Below are 14,480 nucleotides of genomic sequence, written 5' to 3'. Positions count from 1 at the left end.
ATGAAAAAACAGGCACTGGAGAAATAATGGCTCGTCTGGCGGCGTTTGATATGGATGGTACCTTGCTGATGCCTGACCATCAGCTGGGAGAACGAACTCTGACGGCGCTGCGTGCGCTGGATAAAAAGGGCGTATTACTGACCTTTGCTACCGGTCGCCACTGGCTGGAAATGCAGCCGCTAATCGCGGATTTCAAATTGAAGGCCTACCTGATCACCGGCAATGGCACGCGAGTACACGATCAGAACGGCAACTTACTTTCCGCCTGCGATCTGTCGCCTGATGTGGCGGAAGAGGTCATTCATACGCACTGGGACACCAGCGCCAGCCTGCATGTTTTTAATGATGATGGCTGGTTAACCGAGTTCGACGTGCCGCACATTCTCCACGCGCATCAGATGAGCGGTTTCCGCTATCAGCTTGCCGATCTGAAACGCCTGCCGGCACATATGATCACGAAAACCTGTTTCATCGGCAATCACGACGAGCTTTGTCAGCTCAAGGGACAGTTGGAAGATGCGCTGGGCGATCGTGCTCACATCTGTTTCTCTGCGCGGGATTGTCTTGAAGTCCTGCCGCCAGGCTGCAACAAAGGTACTGCGTTGGATTCTCTCTCGTCTTCGCTGGGTTTTACGCTGGCAGATTGTATGGCGTTTGGCGATGCCATGAACGATCGTGAGATGCTGGAAACGGTCGGTCGCGGATTCATTATGGGTAACGCGATGAGTCAGCTGAAAACCTTACTGCCGCATTTACCGGTTATCGGACATTGTGAAACGCAGGGCGTGTCGCATTACCTCAATCACTGGCTTTCCACCCCAAACCTCGCTTATTCCCCCGAATATTGAGGTCATTATGCCGGACAGGGTGGTCCGGCGCTTAACGCTGATGTTTGCCGGGCGGGAAAGCCCGGCGTTTTAGTTAAGCATGTTCTGCCATGGCGTAATATCGCCGATGTTTTCCGCGACCCACTCCGCATTGTAATAGCTGTCCAGATAGCGTTCACCGCTGTCACACAACAGCGTGACGATGGCGCCTGTACGCTGCTCTTCCGCCATTCTGCTGGCTATCTGCAACGCTCCCCACACGTTGGTGCCGGTTGACGCGCCAGGCTTACGGCCGAGCTGTTTTTCCAGCCAGAGCATAGTGGCAATACTCGCGGCATCCGGCACGCGGATCATCTCATCCACCACGTCAGCAATAAATGAAGGTTCGACGCGCGGGCGACCGATCCCCTCAATCTTCCCGCCGGTGGTGTTGCGCAGGGTTTTATCCCGCTGATGCCAGTAATCGTAAAACACCGAATTTTCAGGATCGACCACCGTCAGCCGGGTAGCGTGTCCCTGATAGCGCAAATAGCGGCCAATGGTTGCCGAGGTGCCGCCGGTGCCAGCGCTCATCACGATGCTTTCCGGCACCGGGAAGGGTTCGTTCTGCATCTGCTGGAAAATGCTGTCTGCAATATTGTTATTACCGCGCCAGTCAGTGGCCCGTTCGGCATAGGTAAACTGATCCATAAAGTGGCCGTTCAGCTCACGGGCCAGCTGCTCGGATTCAGCATACATCTGGCAGGGATCGCTGACGAAATGGCAACGGCCGCCGTAGAAGGTAATCTGCTCAACCTTACGTTTTGCCGTGGTGGCGGGCATAACGGCAATAAAAGGCAGGCCCAACAACCGCGCGAAGTAGGCTTCAGAAACCGCAGTGCTGCCCGAAGAAGCCTCGATAATTGGCGTACCTTCTTTTATCCAGCCGTTGCACAAGCCATACAAAAACAGCGAACGCGCCAGGCGGTGCTTAAGGCTGCCGCTGGGATGCGTGCTCTCGTCTTTCAGATACAGCCAGATGCCTGGATAGGCTGCCAGCGGCAGGCGGATCAAATGCGTATCGGCTGAACGTTGAATGTCGGCATTGATCTCTTTAATAGCGTGCGATACCCATAAATCTGACATGTTCTTTCCCCGGCAAAATTTGTTAAAGAGTACGGCATTAATCGGAAAAAAGGTTTACTCTCTTTCCTGTAAAATGGCCCCTTAAGAGAAAATTATTCTCCGGAAATCGGCAATGACAGATAAAACTGACCTTAAGCTGCTGGCGCTGCTGCAGCAGGACTGCACGTTATCGCTGCAGGCGCTGGCTGATGCGGTGCATTTGACCACCACGCCCTGCTGGAAACGGTTGAAAAGGCTGGAAGATGAAGGCTATATTCGCGGCCGGGTCGCGTTGCTTGATGCCGATAAACTCGATCTGTCATTGACCGCCTTTATGCTGATCAAAACCCAGCAGCACAGCAGCAGCTGGTATCAGCAATTTGTTGAGGTGGTGCAGGCGATGCCCGAGGTGATGGGCTGTTATCGTATGGCCGGAGAATACGATTATCTGCTGCGCATTCAGGTGGCCGATATGAAAACCTATGATGCCTTCTATAAACGTTTAGTGAACGGGGTTCCAGGATTGCTGGATGTGACTTCGAGCTTTGCGATGGAAGAGATAAAATACACTACCGCGCTGCCATTAAAATGAGCAGGCGCCGGCGTTAACCCTGCTCAATCTTAACCAGGACGTTTTCTGTGCGACTGTTTAGCCAATTAAGCTGGTATTTTATTCGTGAGTGGCGCCGCTACCTTGGGGCCGTTGCGTTACTGATTGTGATTGCCATTCTGCAATTGTTGCCGCCAAAAGTGGTCGGCATGGTTGTCGACGGCGTTTCTCATCAGCAGATGAGCACCTCTCAGTTGATGATGTGGATCGGCGTGATGCTGATCACCGCCGTGGTGGTTTATCTGCTGCGCTATGTCTGGCGCGTATTGTTGTTCGGGGCCTCTTACCAACTGGCGGTCGAACTGCGTCAGGACTTCTACCGCCAGCTGAGCCGCCAGCATCCCGAATTTTATCTGCGCCATCGCACGGGCGACCTGATCGCGCGGGCCACTAATGATGTCGATCGCGTGGTGTTTGCCGCTGGCGAAGGGGTGCTGACGCTGGTGGACTCACTGGTGATGGGGCTGGTGGTACTGTTTGTGATGAGTACCCAAATCAGCTGGCAGTTGACCCTGCTGGCGCTGTTGCCGATGCCGATCATGGCGATAGTGATCAAGCGCTACGGCGACCAGTTGCACAACCGCTTTAAGCTGGCTCAGGCCGCGTTCTCTTCGCTGAATGATCAGACGCAGGAAAGCTTAACCAGCATCCGCATGATCAAGGCATTTGGTCTGGAAGATCATCAGTCCGGTCAGTTCGCGGATATTGCCAAAGACACCGGCCGCAAGAATTTGCGGGTAGCGCGCGTCGATGCCCGCTTTGATCCGACCATTTATATCGCGATTGGCATGTCTAACCTGCTGGCCATTGGCGGTGGCAGCTGGCTGGTCTGGCACGATCAGATGACCTTGGGGCAACTGACCAGTTTTGTCATGTACCTGGGCTTAATGATCTGGCCGATGCTGGCGCTGGCCTGGATGTTTAACATTGTTGAGCGCGGCAGCGCTGCCTGGAGCCGCATCCGCTCGTTGCTGTCTGAAGCGCCTGCGGTGGAAGACGGCAGCAAAACCCTGCCAGAAGAGCGCGGATCGCTGCAGATCGCCATTCGCGAATTCTGCTACCCTGGCGCGCAAAATCCCTCGCTCCGGCACGTCAATGTCCACCTGAAACCGGGACAAATGCTCGGGCTGTGTGGGCCAACGGGGTCCGGGAAAAGCACCTTGCTCAGCCTTATCCAGCGCCATTTTGATATTTCCCAGGGCGACATTCGTTTCCACGGCATTCCCTTACCGCAGCTGCGGCTTGATAGCTGGCGGGGGCGTCTGGCCGTGGTCAGTCAGACTCCTTTCCTGTTTTCCGATACCATCGCCAACAATATCGCGCTGGGACGGCCAACCGCCAAGCCGGCGGATATTGAGCAGGCGGCCAGGCTGGCGAACGTTCACGACGACATTTTGCGTCTGCCGAAAGGCTATGACACTGAAGTGGGCGAGCGTGGCGTGATGCTGTCCGGCGGACAGAAACAGCGTATTTCAATCGCGCGGGCACTGTTGCTGGATGCTGAGATCCTGATCCTCGATGATGCACTCTCGGCGGTCGATGGTCGTACTGAACATCAGATCCTTCACAACCTCCGGCGCTGGGGGCAGGGAAGAACGGTGATTATCAGCGCGCACCGCTTATCTGCCCTGACCGAAGCCAGCGAAATTCTGGTGATGCAGAAAGGCGCGGTGACCCAGCGTGGAGAGCACGAACAACTCGCCGCTGAACCCGGCTGGTATCAGGATATGTACCGTTATCAGCAGCTGGAAGCGGCACTGGACGAAGAAGAGACCGAAAAGGGAGTGCCACATGGCTAATCTTGCCCACCTCTGGCCGACCCTTAAGCGGTTATTGAAATACGGATCGCCGTGGCGTAAATCGCTCGGCCTGGCGGTATTACTGCTGTGGATTGCCGCCGCCGCCGAGGTGATGGGGCCCATCCTTATCAGCTACTTTATTGATAATATGGTCGCCAAACATAATATGCCGTTGGCGTTAGTCTCCGGGCTGGCGACCAGTTTTATCCTGCTGCAAATTCTCGCGGCCTCGCTGCATTACTGGCAGGCGCTGCTGTTTAACCAGGCCGCAGTGGGCGTGGTTCAGCAACTGCGTATGGACGTGATGGATGCGGCCTTAAGACAGCCGCTGAGTGCGTTTGATACCCAACCGGTAGGGCAAATCATTTCCCGCGTTACCAATGACACCGAAGTGGTGCGCGATCTGTACGTCACGGTGGTTGCCACCGTCTTACGCAGTGCCGCGCTGATTGGGGCGATGCTGGTGGCGATGTTCAGTCTTGACTGGCGCATGGCGCTGGTGGCGATCACCATCTTCCCGGCCGTGCTGACGGTGATGCTGATTTATCAGCGTTACAGCACGCCGATTGTCCGTCGCATGCGCAGCTATCTGGCTGATATCAATAATGGCTTCAATGAAGTGATTAACGGCATGAGCGTGATCCAGCAGTTCCGCCAGCAGGCGCGCTTTGGTGAGCGTATGGGTGAAGCCAGCCGCTCGCATTATCTGGCGCGTATGGAAACGCTGAAGCTTGATGGTTTCCTTCTGCGTCCGCTGCTCAGCCTGTTCTCTGCCCTGATCCTTTGTGGACTGATGCTGCTGTTTGGCTTCTCGTCTGCGGGCAGCATTGAGGTCGGCGTTCTGTATGCCTTTATCAACTACCTCGGCAGGCTCAATGAACCGCTGATCGAACTCACTACGCAGCAGTCTATGCTGCAGCAGGCGGTGGTGGCAGGAGAGCGCATCTTTGAACTGATCGATGCCCCGCGCCAGGATTACGGCACGGATACCCGGCCACTGACCTCGGGGTCCATCTCGGTCAGGGATCTGACTTTCGCTTACCGCGACGATCGCAATGTGCTGAGCGATATCTGCCTTGACGTCCCGTCGCGTAACTTCGTGGCGCTGGTCGGCCATACCGGCAGCGGTAAAAGCACGCTGGCCAATCTGATGATGGGTTACTACCCGATTCAGCACGGTGAAATTTGTCTGGATGGTCGACCGTTAAGTACGCTCAGCCACAGCGTTTTACGTCAGTCGGTGGCGATGGTTCAACAGGATCCGGTGGTCCTGGCGGATACCTTCTTTGCTAACGTGACCCTTGGGCGCGATATCTCTGAAGAGGCGGTGTGGCAAGCGCTGGAGACGGTGCAGCTGGCTGAACTGGCGCGCGGCCTGTCTGAGGGCATCCATACTCGTCTTGGCGAGCAGGGGAATAACCTTTCCGTCGGGCAAAAGCAGTTGCTGGCGATGGCTCGGGTGCTGGTGGCTTCGCCGCAGATTTTGATCCTCGATGAAGCAACGGCCAATATCGATTCTGGCACTGAACAAGACATCCAGAAGGCGCTGAAAGCCGTGCGCGAAAAAACCACGCTGGTGGTCATTGCACACCGGCTTTCAACGATTATCGACGCCGATACCATCCTGGTTCTGCACCGTGGTCGTGCTGTCGAACAGGGGAATCATCAGACGCTGCTGGAAAAACAGGGCCGTTACTGGCAAATGTACCAATTGCAGCAGGTCGGCGATGAACTGGAAGCGGGCGAGGCGGTGTAAAGACTGCCGCTTCGCTGCACCAGGAACAGGCGCATAACCGGCCGAATTCCCGCTTTTGCACATAATTAACGCGCGACGCACCGTAATGGTGCGTTTTTTGTTGGCTACATTCTGCTTCACCTCCTTCTGTTTTTCTCTGCTTTGCTCAGCAACACTGAGCCAGACTGACTAATCGTCTGAAAAATGCCAATTTTTAATTTATGGCACAGCCTTTGCTTTAATCAATCCGTGTTGGGCGAAACAACCGTATTCAATATCTGGAGGGGGATCATATGAAGCTGGTTACCGTGGTAATTAAACCGTTTAAGTTGGAAGACGTGCGTGAAGCACTTTCCTCTATCGGTATTCAAGGGCTGACCGTGACCGAAGTGAAAGGCTTTGGTCGCCAGAAAGGGCATGCAGAACTTTATCGCGGTGCAGAATACAGCGTGAACTTCCTGCCAAAAGTAAAAATAGACATTGCGATTGCAGACGACCAGCTGGATGAAGTGGTTGATGTGATCAGCAAGGCTGCCTACACCGGCAAAATCGGTGACGGTAAGATTTTTGTTGCGGAACTGCAGCGAGTTATCCGTATTCGCACTGGCGAAACTGACGAAGCAGCACTGTAATCTCGGGGCTAAGAATGTTGATGGGATGGGATAAAATGAATAAAAAAATTGCTCTGTTCGGCCTCGCCAGTCTGGCTCTGTTACCGTCGCTTGCGATGGCTGCAGCACCGGCAGTGGCTGATAAAGCTGACAACGCCTTTATGATGATCTGCACCGCGCTGGTGCTGTTCATGACGTTGCCGGGTATTGCCCTGTTTTACGGCGGTCTGCTCCGCGCTAAAAACGTGCTTTCCATGATGACTCAGGTCTCTGTGACCTTCGCGATGGTGTGCGTATTGTGGATGCTTTACGGTTATTCACTGGCCTTCAGTGAAGGTAACGCCTTCTTCGGTGGCTTCAGCATGGCGATGTTGAAAAACATCCAGCTGACCTCACTGGTAGGCACCTTCTACCAATATATCCACGTCTCCTTCCAGGCTTCGTTCGCCTGTATCACCGTGGGCCTGATTGTTGGATCGATTGCTGAGCGCGTTCGCTTCTCAGCGGTACTGATCTTCGTTGCTATCTGGCTGACCTTCTCGTATCTGCCTATTGCACACATGGTCTGGTCAGGCGGTTTGCTGGCCCAGGACGGTGCGCTGGACTTCGCAGGCGGTACCGTTGTGCACATTAACGCCGCAGTTGCTGGTCTGGTGGGTGCTTACCTGGTGGGTAAACGTGCTGGTTTCGGCAAAGAAGCCTTTAAGCCTCACAATCTGCCAATGGTCTTTATGGGTTCGGCGATTCTGTATGTGGGCTGGTTTGGCTTCAACGCTGGCTCAGCCAGTGCAGCTAACGAAATTGCCGGTCTGGCGTTCCTGAACACCGTTATGGCAACAGCTGGCGCGATGCTGAGCTGGACCTTCGGTGAGTGGGCTCTGCGTGGCAAACCTTCACTGCTGGGCGTCTGCTCTGGTGTGATTGCCGGTCTGGTCGCGATTACTCCTGCCTGTGGTTATGTTGGTGTGGGTGGTGCGCTGATTATCGGCATCGTCGGCGGTCTGGCAGGTCTGTGGGGTGTTACCATCCTGAAGAAATGGCTGCGTGTGGATGACCCATGTGACGTGTTCGGCGTTCACGGCGTCTGCGGCATCGTAGGCTGTATCCTGACCGGCGTCTTCGCCTCTTCTTCACTGGGTGGCGTAGGCTATGCACCTGGCGTGACCATGGGCCATCAGGTCTGGATCCAGATCTTCAGCGTCGGTGTGACCATCGTCTGGACCGGTGTGGTCGCCTTCGTGGCCTTCAAAATTGCTGACATGATTGTGGGTCTGCGTGTTCCGGAAGATCAGGAACGCGAAGGTCTGGACGTCAACAGCCATGGCGAGAATGCTTACAACCAGTAAGCCCGTATCAAGAAAAGCAGTGCGCTAAAAGTAGAATAAAAAAACGGCTCCTTCGGGAGCCGTTCGTTTTTCCGCTCTTCAGGTGACGTTATTTCACTTCGCGCACCCGCATCACGCCTTCCTGAACCGTAGACGCGACCAGCGTACCGTCCTGAGTGTAAAACTCACCACGAACAAAACCACGCGCACTCGACGCAGAGGTGCTCTCCACGCTGTACAGCAGCCATTGATTGAGATCGAACGGACGGTGGAACCACATTGAGTGATCGATGGTAGCGACCTGCATACCCGGTTCGAGGAATCCTTTACCGTGCGGTTGCAGTGCTACCGGCAGGAAGTTGAAGTCGGAAGCATACCCCAACAGATACTGATGGATGCGCCGGTCTTCAGGCATCACGCCGTTTGCCCGCAGCCAGACGTGACGGGTCGGTTCATCCACGTGGCCTTTAAGCGGGTTATGAAACTTAACCGGCCGGATTTCAAAAGGCTTCTCGGAGAGAAACTTGTCACGCGCTTTCTCGGGGATATAGTTGGCAAGCTGCTTTGCATAGTCGGCTTCGCTGGGCAGGTTATCAGGACCCGGCACCTCAGGCATCGATTTTTGATGCTCAAAGCCGCTTTCTGGCCCCTGGAATGAGGCGGTCATATAGAAAATAGGCTGTCCGTTCTGAACGGCTTTCACCCTTCTGGCGCTGAAACTCTGCCCGTCACGCAGCGTTTCCACATCATAAATAATCGCCTTCTGGCTATCGCCCGGGCGTAAAAAATAGCTGTGGAAAGAGTGAATGATGCGGTCTGCCGGAACGGTCTGTTTGGCGGCATACAGCGCCTGGCCGACAACCTGGCCACCAAAGACCTGGCGTAATCCCAGATCCTCACTCTGGCCACGAAAAAGGCCCTCTTCAAGCTTTTCCAAATCCAACAGGTTTAACAGATTTTGCAGGGCCTGGCTCATAGCGTGGATCCTCAGTAAACGACTGGAGGATAGTTTGCGAGATCCGACCAGTTACCGTCAACGGGGCAGGGCAATTATCTTTTAAGAAGAAGAGAGAAGGGTGCGCTTCCAGGCAGAAATCAGTAAGTTGTGCCAGAATTAAAGCTAACGGAACAGTGATTCACTGTTTACAGGCTAACTGAGACCTCAATTTCACCATTGATCTTAAGGAGATTACATCAATGAAAGTCTGGCCAATGTTAACTGGCGCCGCACTGGCGGTGGCACTCTCAGGATGTGCCGATAAAGGAAAAGATGTGCCGACGGCAACGCTGGCTTCACAGGTCGCCGGCGAGCAGGCGACGCTGCGTCAGCCTAATGTCAGTGGTTCTATCTACATTCGTCAGAAAGTGGCGCTGCCGCCTGACGCCGTGCTGACCGTGACGTTATCGGATGCCTCCATGGCAGATGCACCTTCTAAGGTCATCTCCCAGCGCGTGGTGAGAACCGATGGCAAACAGGCACCGTTCAACTTTATTCTGCCGTACAACCCTTCAGAGATTCAGCCTAATGCGCGCATTCTGTTGAGTGCGGCCATTACGGTTGACGGCAAAATGATGTTCATCACCGACAGTGTCAAACCGGTGATCAACAATGGTGGCAACAAGCAGGAGTTGTTATTAGTGCCGGTGCCATCAATGGCGATGCCAACGCTACCGGGTGCTGCCACTACCGTGCCATCAACGTCGCCGACGCAGGTCAATCCTTCGTCGTCCGTTCCCGCCCCAAGTTCAATGTAGTTACAGCCGCCCCTTCTGGGGCGGTTATCCTTCCCAACGGTACTGCTTCAACGCGATTTTTCCTTCCGCACTGACCTCAATCCCTTCTTCCAGTAATGCATAACGCTGTCGATCCAGATCATCCCCAGTCAGCGAGATTTCACCCAACCGGTTAATCACCCGATGCCAGGGAAGTTTGCTGCCCTCGGGAAGGCGCTTTAATACGCCGCCGACCTGACGCGCGGCACGCGGCGAGCCTGCCAGCCGTGCAATATCACCGTAGGTGGTGACTTTGCCATAGGGAATAGCGGCAAGGATTTGGTAGATGCGTTGTTGAAAGCTGTCAAAGTGTTCCATCTGTTCTCCCTCTGTCGACGTCAACAGTAATCGAAAGTGCGGAACATCTGAAGCGATTTCATGATGTTATAAGAGAGCCTACGGCTTAACCCGTATCGGCTTTGAAAACAATCAGATAGGAATTTTTTAACGGAGTTGAACAAGAAAGCAACGGTCATCAGGAGCAGGCTTGCAATTGCCTGGGGCTTCATTGATAATGCCCTCGCTCCATCTGATGGAGCACTCAATGGGGGCCCGGTTGGTTCTCCCGCAATGCTAATTTGTGAACTCGGTCAGATCCGGAAGGAAGCAGCCGTAGCAGATGACGCGTGTGCCGGGATGTAGCTGGCAGGGCCCCCACCCAATTCTGCCCTCGTATGCCAGCCAGTCCATCCTGCAATCAAACTCAAACTTATCGAACGAACTTCCAAACTGCTACCGGGATTTTATCGTAGAGTTTATTCATCGTCAGTTCGGCCAGACGATGATCAGCCGCAGAATAAAACACAGCCAGTTCATTATCGGATAATTCGTATTTGTTTTTTTCGATTACGCGCTCGAGGGTGTCGATTGACCGACACCGTCTTAAACGCATCAGATAATCAGTTTTAGTAAGAAGTTTATCTGTCATTGTTAAACCGTAGAAAAAATAATGGGTTGCTAAAATGAATGGCTCGTCTGTACGGGCACGAGAGCGCATTCCTCGGCGAAAATGTTAAACAAGCGTTTTGCTGATTTTTGCCAGCGCTGCAAATCCTGAACATTAATGCCGTAATTACTAAAGAGCATAAACGTATCATCGAGATATTCATCAATCTGACTAATCAGGTCACTATCTTCGAGATGTTTAATTTTGTAATTCATGGTGAAGGCAGCAATATGCTCAATCAGATCATTGAGCTGTAAATTGACTGCAGCAGTAGGATCGTTAACCCAGCCGTGATGACTATCGCCTAACGTCGCCAGGCTTTCATCGTACAAATTTTCACACACAAATTTCAGCTGGGCGATATCATGCCTTTTTGGTGAGTATTCGTCCATCTTTTTCCCCTCCATAGCGAGTGAAAGATGCCGTCAGCGCGGGCTTTCAGCGATTGGTATGCCAGGAGCGATAATTAACGTTAACCTAAATCTATTAATAAATATAACGTAATAAAGCTGTATTTGTAATGCTATTACGCAATATTACAATTCGTCAGCGGTACTGGTCTGTTGATTATCGATGAAATCAAAGGTCAGCAGGCCTGATTGCCATTCAAAATTGACTGTTTCAGTTGTGGTCTGGTCTGCATCTATATCGAGACAGGCGTTGAATACGTTCCAGCGGAAGCTGTAAGTCATCTTATAACGCGATTCACCTGAATATTCTATAGAAATAATTTTCATACTTTCGGGAACATATTGCGCATTCTGTGAATACCATAACAGCGAACCCGTTAACTCTACTTCTATTTTGGGAATAATCCGTTGAAGGTTATCTGATAACGTTAACAGATCGTCTTCATTGCCTGAGTAAGAAAAGGGAATAGTTTTGCGCATTTTTCCCCCACAGTGTTAATTAGCGCTTATAGAGATAATTGGTCTGCCTGTGAAAATAAGCAAGTGCCTTTAGTGTCTTCTAAACTATCTTAATGATTTGGCTATTAATTATCTTAGTAGATAATGTCATGTCCCGCGACAGTAAAACTAAAGAAGTTGAAAAAAGTTTATATAACCCTGGGTAATGGAAGGCATTATTTAAGTAATAATTAGATACACTTTGTCTGAACCCGCCAGAGCCAGAGATTGTATGATATTGTTATGTTATAACATAATGAAGGTCGCAATCGATGTCCTCTCTTCCTGTCTTTCTTCGCTACGGCACCTTACTTACCCACTCAGCGCTGGTGCGCCTGCTGTTGTCTGCTGCGGTGGTCGTGTTACTGGCTGCGTTAACTTATTGGGCTGTTGCCTGATGATTACCCTTAATCAACTGACGGTAGGTTATCAGGGGCGCGCGGTGACGCCGGCTCTGCAAGGGGAGTTTGCTCGCGGTTCGATGACCGCGCTGGTGGGGGCCAATGGCTCTGGCAAATCCACGCTGCTGAAAACCCTGGCCGGTCTGTTGCGTCCGGTAAGCGGATCGTTGAGCTTGCCAGCGCCGCGGACAAGTCTCGCCTGGATGCCACAGCAATCAGAAATTGAGAAGACCTTTCCACTCCACGTATTTGATTTGGTGGCGATGGGCTGCTGGCAAAAGTGTGGCTGGTTCGGCGCGATTAATCGCACGATGCGCAATCAGGTGATGACCGCGCTGGACCGGGTAGGAATGCTGCAGTTTGCCACCGCCCAACCCGGTACCTTATCGGGTGGGCAGTTGCAGCGCGTGCTGTTTGCCCGTCTGCTGGTGCAGGATGCGGACCTGCTGATGCTGGATGAGCCTTTCGCTGGCGTCGACAGCCAGACTACCGCGCTATTATTGCAGCTGCTTCAGGAACGGCATCAGGCTGGCTGTACGCTGATTGTCGTGCTGCACGATATGGCCACCGTTGAAAAATACTTCCCGCAAACGCTGCGGCTTAAAAGCAGCCACGCTGAATGGTCCGGTTCCGGCTCAGCCGTTACCCAGCTGAATTTTAACCGCAGCCTGGGAGCATCATGATGCTGGCGATGTTCCATCCTTTTATTGAATTCGGCTTTATGCGCCGTGCTCTGGTGGCCTGCATTGCGCTTTCCCTCAGCGCCACGCCCTTAGGCGTCTTTTTGCTGCTGCGCAGAATGAGCCTGGTGGGTGACGCACTGTCACACGCCGTCTTACCGGGCGCGGCGATTGGCTATCTGATATCGGGCTTGTCTCTGGTGGCGATGGGAACCGGAGGCGTGATTGCCGGGCTTTCTGTTGCGTTGTTGTCTGGCGCGGTCAGCCGCTATACGCCGCTAAAAGAAGATGCCAGCTTTGCCGGCTTTTACCTTGGCTCGCTGGCGCTGGGGGTGACGTTGGTCTCCTTGCGCGGCTCCAGCGTGGATCTGTTGCATGTGCTGTTCGGATCGCTGTTAGCGGTAGATAACCCCTCAATCCTGCTGGTCTGCGTCATTTCGGCTGTTTCTTTATTAGTGCTGGCGCTGATTTACCGCCCGCTGGTAATCGACGCCTTTGACCCTGGTTTTCTGCGCGCGCAGAACCGCTGGACGGCGCCGCTGGTCCACAGTCTGTTTCTGATGCTGGTCGTCACCAATCTGGTGGCGGGTTTCCAGGTGTTGGGCACCCTGATGTGCGTCGGCCTGATGATGCTACCGGCAGCCGCGGCCCGTTTCTGGGGCAAAGGACTGCCGGGCATGATGGTGTCAGCGATGATCCTCGCGCTGATAGCCAGCTTCAGCGGGCTCATTGCCTCCTTCTACCTGTCACTGCCTGCCGGTCCGGCGGTGGTGTTAAGTGCCGCGATCCTGTTTTTTATCTCGATTTTAGTGGGGCCGTGCGGCGGAATTTTCCGTCAGCGCCCGTTTTCAGTTGGTAAGGAGAAAGTATGAAGAAGTTACCTGTAGCGCTGGCAGTGGCGGGGATTTTACTCACCCCAATGGTGATGGCTAAAACGGTCAACACCGTTGCCAGTTTCTCGGTTCTGGCAGACATCGTGAAAGAAGTGGGCGGCGAACACGTTAAGGTGAAAAGTCTGGTCGGGCCGGATGGCGACCCGCACAGCTTTGAACCGACGCCTCAGGACAGCCAGGCGCTGGCAAAAGCAGATGTGGTTTTCGTCAGTGGCCTCGGGCTGGAAGGGTGGATGGATCGCCTGATTAGCGCGTCGGAATATAAAGGTAAGGTGATCGTCTCCTCTGAGGGGATTGAGACCCGCTCAATGGAAGAAGACGGTAAAACCATTACCGATCCGCATGCCTGGAACAGCATGAAGAATGGCGTGGTGTACGCCAACAATGTGATGAACGCGTTGATAGCCGCCGATCCAGAGGATGCGGCCTATTTCCGTCAGCAGGGATCGGCCTATATTGCCCAGTTAACCAAACTGGACAGTTGGGCGGCGAAAAGCTTTGCGGCAATCCCGCAGGCTAAACGCAAAGTGCTGACCAGCCATGATGCATTTGGCTATTTTGGTCAGCGTTATGGCGTCAGTTTCCTGTCACCGGTGGGCTTCTCTACCGAGTCTGAAGCCAGTGCATCAGACGTGGCAAAACTGATCACCCAGCTTAAAACCGAGCATATTCGCAGCTACTTTATCGAGAACCAGACCGATCCCCGCCTGGTGAAGCAGATTGCTTCTGCCTCCGGTGCGCAGTCGGGTGGTGAACTTTACCCGGAAGCGTTGACTAAAAAAGGTGGCGCGGCAGATACCTATGTCGCTGCCTTTAAGCATAACGTCAACGCGATGGTTGCCAGTATGAAATAGTGATGCTGACGGTC

The 14,480-nt window shown here is 53.4% G+C and carries 17 protein-coding genes and 1 other RNA gene; 12 read left to right on the top strand and 6 right to left on the bottom strand.

The features are described 5' to 3' along the window. Positions 1–26 precede the first annotated feature (26 nt). Positions 27–848 (top strand): HMP-PP phosphatase, encoded by an 822-nt coding sequence (gene cof, locus AC0IXH_RS12140; RefSeq protein ID WP_471720489.1) that lies wholly within the window; start codon positions 27–29, stop codon positions 846–848. A 69-nt stretch (positions 849–917) separates the two neighbouring features. Here the strand turns inward: cof and AC0IXH_RS12135 are convergent, their stop codons facing one another. After that, positions 918–1,952 carry a PLP-dependent cysteine synthase family protein gene (locus tag AC0IXH_RS12135; protein WP_013201049.1) on the bottom strand — a complete coding sequence of 345 codons (1,035 nt, stop codon included), beginning with the start codon at positions 1,950–1,952 and terminating at the stop codon, positions 918–920. Between the two features lie 112 nt (positions 1,953–2,064). On the opposite strand from AC0IXH_RS12135, the gene AC0IXH_RS12130 reads away from it, so the two are divergent. From AC0IXH_RS12130 to amtB, 5 genes are all read left to right on the top strand, one after another. Beyond that, the gene (locus tag AC0IXH_RS12130) at positions 2,065–2,523 is read left to right on the top strand and encodes an Lrp/AsnC family transcriptional regulator (protein WP_013201050.1); all 459 of its coding nucleotides are present in this window, start codon (positions 2,065–2,067) and stop codon (positions 2,521–2,523) included. 47 nt (positions 2,524–2,570) lie between these two features. Further along, the gene (locus AC0IXH_RS12125) at positions 2,571–4,340 is read left to right on the top strand and encodes a SmdA family multidrug ABC transporter permease/ATP-binding protein (RefSeq protein WP_471720488.1); all 1,770 of its coding nucleotides are present in this window, start codon (positions 2,571–2,573) and stop codon (positions 4,338–4,340) included. Next, complete coding sequence (locus AC0IXH_RS12120) at positions 4,333–6,096, top strand: SmdB family multidrug efflux ABC transporter permease/ATP-binding protein (RefSeq protein ID WP_471720487.1); 1,764 nt, start codon at positions 4,333–4,335, stop codon at positions 6,094–6,096. The genes AC0IXH_RS12125 and AC0IXH_RS12120 overlap by 8 nt, the downstream gene beginning before the upstream one ends. Positions 6,097–6,368: 272 nt before the next feature. Then, positions 6,369–6,707, top strand: coding sequence for a P-II family nitrogen regulator (gene glnK / locus AC0IXH_RS12115; RefSeq protein WP_007886947.1), 339 nt, complete (start codon positions 6,369–6,371; stop codon positions 6,705–6,707). Positions 6,708–6,727: 20 nt separating this feature from the next. Further along, positions 6,728–8,032 carry an ammonium transporter AmtB gene (gene amtB, locus AC0IXH_RS12110; RefSeq protein WP_471721149.1) on the top strand — a complete coding sequence of 435 codons (1,305 nt, stop codon included), beginning with the start codon at positions 6,728–6,730 and terminating at the stop codon, positions 8,030–8,032. 88 nt (positions 8,033–8,120) lie between these two features. Here amtB and tesB read toward each other — a convergent pair whose 3' ends face one another. Further along, on the bottom strand, positions 8,121–8,987 hold the full coding sequence (gene tesB / locus AC0IXH_RS12105) for an acyl-CoA thioesterase II (RefSeq protein ID WP_346595137.1): 867 nt from the start codon (positions 8,985–8,987) through the stop codon (positions 8,121–8,123). 221 nt (positions 8,988–9,208) lie between these two features. On the opposite strand from tesB, the gene AC0IXH_RS12100 reads away from it, so the two are divergent. Beyond that, complete coding sequence (locus AC0IXH_RS12100; protein ID WP_134823600.1) at positions 9,209–9,766, top strand: YbaY family lipoprotein; 558 nt, start codon at positions 9,209–9,211, stop codon at positions 9,764–9,766. A 24-nt stretch (positions 9,767–9,790) separates the two neighbouring features. Here AC0IXH_RS12100 and AC0IXH_RS12095 read toward each other — a convergent pair whose 3' ends face one another. Continuing rightward, positions 9,791–10,102 carry an MGMT family protein gene (locus AC0IXH_RS12095; RefSeq protein WP_013201056.1) on the bottom strand — a complete coding sequence of 104 codons (312 nt, stop codon included), beginning with the start codon at positions 10,100–10,102 and terminating at the stop codon, positions 9,791–9,793. A 236-nt stretch (positions 10,103–10,338) separates the two neighbouring features. On the opposite strand from AC0IXH_RS12095, the gene ffs reads away from it, so the two are divergent. Further along, positions 10,339–10,435: signal recognition particle sRNA small type (ffs, locus tag AC0IXH_RS12090), an RNA gene on the top strand. A 58-nt stretch (positions 10,436–10,493) separates the two neighbouring features. On the opposite strand, the gene AC0IXH_RS12085 is transcribed toward ffs, so the two are convergent. The 3 genes from AC0IXH_RS12085 to AC0IXH_RS12075 all read right to left on the bottom strand — a co-directional run bounded on the left by AC0IXH_RS12085 (position 10,494) and on the right by AC0IXH_RS12075 (position 11,620). After that, positions 10,494–10,712, bottom strand: a complete 219-nt coding sequence (locus AC0IXH_RS12085) for an HHA domain-containing protein (RefSeq protein WP_013201057.1) — start codon at positions 10,710–10,712, stop codon at positions 10,494–10,496. Between the two features lie 29 nt (positions 10,713–10,741). After that, positions 10,742–11,122 (bottom strand): Hha toxicity modulator TomB, encoded by a 381-nt coding sequence (tomB, locus tag AC0IXH_RS12080; protein ID WP_013201058.1) that lies wholly within the window; start codon positions 11,120–11,122, stop codon positions 10,742–10,744. A gap of 144 nt (positions 11,123–11,266) precedes the next feature. Further along, on the bottom strand, positions 11,267–11,620 hold the full coding sequence (locus AC0IXH_RS12075; protein WP_013201059.1) for a hypothetical protein: 354 nt from the start codon (positions 11,618–11,620) through the stop codon (positions 11,267–11,269). Between the two features lie 290 nt (positions 11,621–11,910). On the opposite strand from AC0IXH_RS12075, the gene AC0IXH_RS12070 reads away from it, so the two are divergent. From AC0IXH_RS12070 to AC0IXH_RS12055, 4 genes are read left to right on the top strand one after another with little or no spacing between them, the layout of a single operon-like run. Beyond that, positions 11,911–12,036 carry a hypothetical protein gene (locus AC0IXH_RS12070; protein WP_258166976.1) on the top strand — a complete coding sequence of 42 codons (126 nt, stop codon included), beginning with the start codon at positions 11,911–11,913 and terminating at the stop codon, positions 12,034–12,036. Next, complete coding sequence (locus tag AC0IXH_RS12065; protein WP_013201060.1) at positions 12,036–12,722, top strand: metal ABC transporter ATP-binding protein; 687 nt, start codon at positions 12,036–12,038, stop codon at positions 12,720–12,722. Before AC0IXH_RS12070 ends, AC0IXH_RS12065 begins: the two co-directional genes overlap by 1 nt. Continuing rightward, complete coding sequence (locus AC0IXH_RS12060; protein ID WP_013201061.1) at positions 12,722–13,591, top strand: metal ABC transporter permease; 870 nt, start codon at positions 12,722–12,724, stop codon at positions 13,589–13,591. The genes AC0IXH_RS12065 and AC0IXH_RS12060 overlap by 1 nt, the downstream gene beginning before the upstream one ends. Beyond that, positions 13,588–14,466 (top strand): metal ABC transporter substrate-binding protein, encoded by an 879-nt coding sequence (locus AC0IXH_RS12055; protein WP_346565711.1) that lies wholly within the window; start codon positions 13,588–13,590, stop codon positions 14,464–14,466. The genes AC0IXH_RS12060 and AC0IXH_RS12055 overlap by 4 nt, the downstream gene beginning before the upstream one ends. Positions 14,467–14,480: the final 14 nt, after the last annotated feature.

Source organism: Erwinia sp. AC075 (assembly GCF_979253995.1).
This window is presented reverse-complemented; position numbering and strand designations above follow the sequence as displayed.

What these genes read in the sequence shown, in the direction of transcription:
- cof (WP_471720489.1), top strand. Translation starts at nt 27, where the DNA reads ATGGCTCGTCTGGCGGCGTTTGATATGGATGGTACCTTGCTGATGCCT.
- AC0IXH_RS12135 (WP_013201049.1), bottom strand. Translation starts at nt 1,952, where the DNA reads ATGTCAGATTTATGGGTATCGCACGCTATTAAAGAGATCAATGCCGAC.
- AC0IXH_RS12130 (WP_013201050.1), top strand. Translation starts at nt 2,065, where the DNA reads ATGACAGATAAAACTGACCTTAAGCTGCTGGCGCTGCTGCAGCAGGAC.
- AC0IXH_RS12120 (WP_471720487.1), top strand. Translation starts at nt 4,333, where the DNA reads ATGGCTAATCTTGCCCACCTCTGGCCGACCCTTAAGCGGTTATTGAAA.
- glnK (WP_007886947.1), top strand. Translation starts at nt 6,369, where the DNA reads ATGAAGCTGGTTACCGTGGTAATTAAACCGTTTAAGTTGGAAGACGTG.
- amtB (WP_471721149.1), top strand. Translation starts at nt 6,728, where the DNA reads ATGGGATGGGATAAAATGAATAAAAAAATTGCTCTGTTCGGCCTCGCC.
- tesB (WP_346595137.1), bottom strand. Translation starts at nt 8,987, where the DNA reads ATGAGCCAGGCCCTGCAAAATCTGTTAAACCTGTTGGATTTGGAAAAG.
- AC0IXH_RS12100 (WP_134823600.1), top strand. Translation starts at nt 9,209, where the DNA reads ATGAAAGTCTGGCCAATGTTAACTGGCGCCGCACTGGCGGTGGCACTC.
- AC0IXH_RS12095 (WP_013201056.1), bottom strand. Translation starts at nt 10,102, where the DNA reads ATGGAACACTTTGACAGCTTTCAACAACGCATCTACCAAATCCTTGCC.
- AC0IXH_RS12085 (WP_013201057.1), bottom strand. Translation starts at nt 10,712, where the DNA reads ATGACAGATAAACTTCTTACTAAAACTGATTATCTGATGCGTTTAAGA.
- tomB (WP_013201058.1), bottom strand. Translation starts at nt 11,122, where the DNA reads ATGGACGAATACTCACCAAAAAGGCATGATATCGCCCAGCTGAAATTT.
- AC0IXH_RS12075 (WP_013201059.1), bottom strand. Translation starts at nt 11,620, where the DNA reads ATGCGCAAAACTATTCCCTTTTCTTACTCAGGCAATGAAGACGATCTG.
- AC0IXH_RS12070 (WP_258166976.1), top strand. Translation starts at nt 11,911, where the DNA reads ATGTCCTCTCTTCCTGTCTTTCTTCGCTACGGCACCTTACTTACCCAC.
- AC0IXH_RS12065 (WP_013201060.1), top strand. Translation starts at nt 12,036, where the DNA reads ATGATTACCCTTAATCAACTGACGGTAGGTTATCAGGGGCGCGCGGTG.
- AC0IXH_RS12060 (WP_013201061.1), top strand. Translation starts at nt 12,722, where the DNA reads ATGCTGGCGATGTTCCATCCTTTTATTGAATTCGGCTTTATGCGCCGT.
- AC0IXH_RS12055 (WP_346565711.1), top strand. Translation starts at nt 13,588, where the DNA reads ATGAAGAAGTTACCTGTAGCGCTGGCAGTGGCGGGGATTTTACTCACC.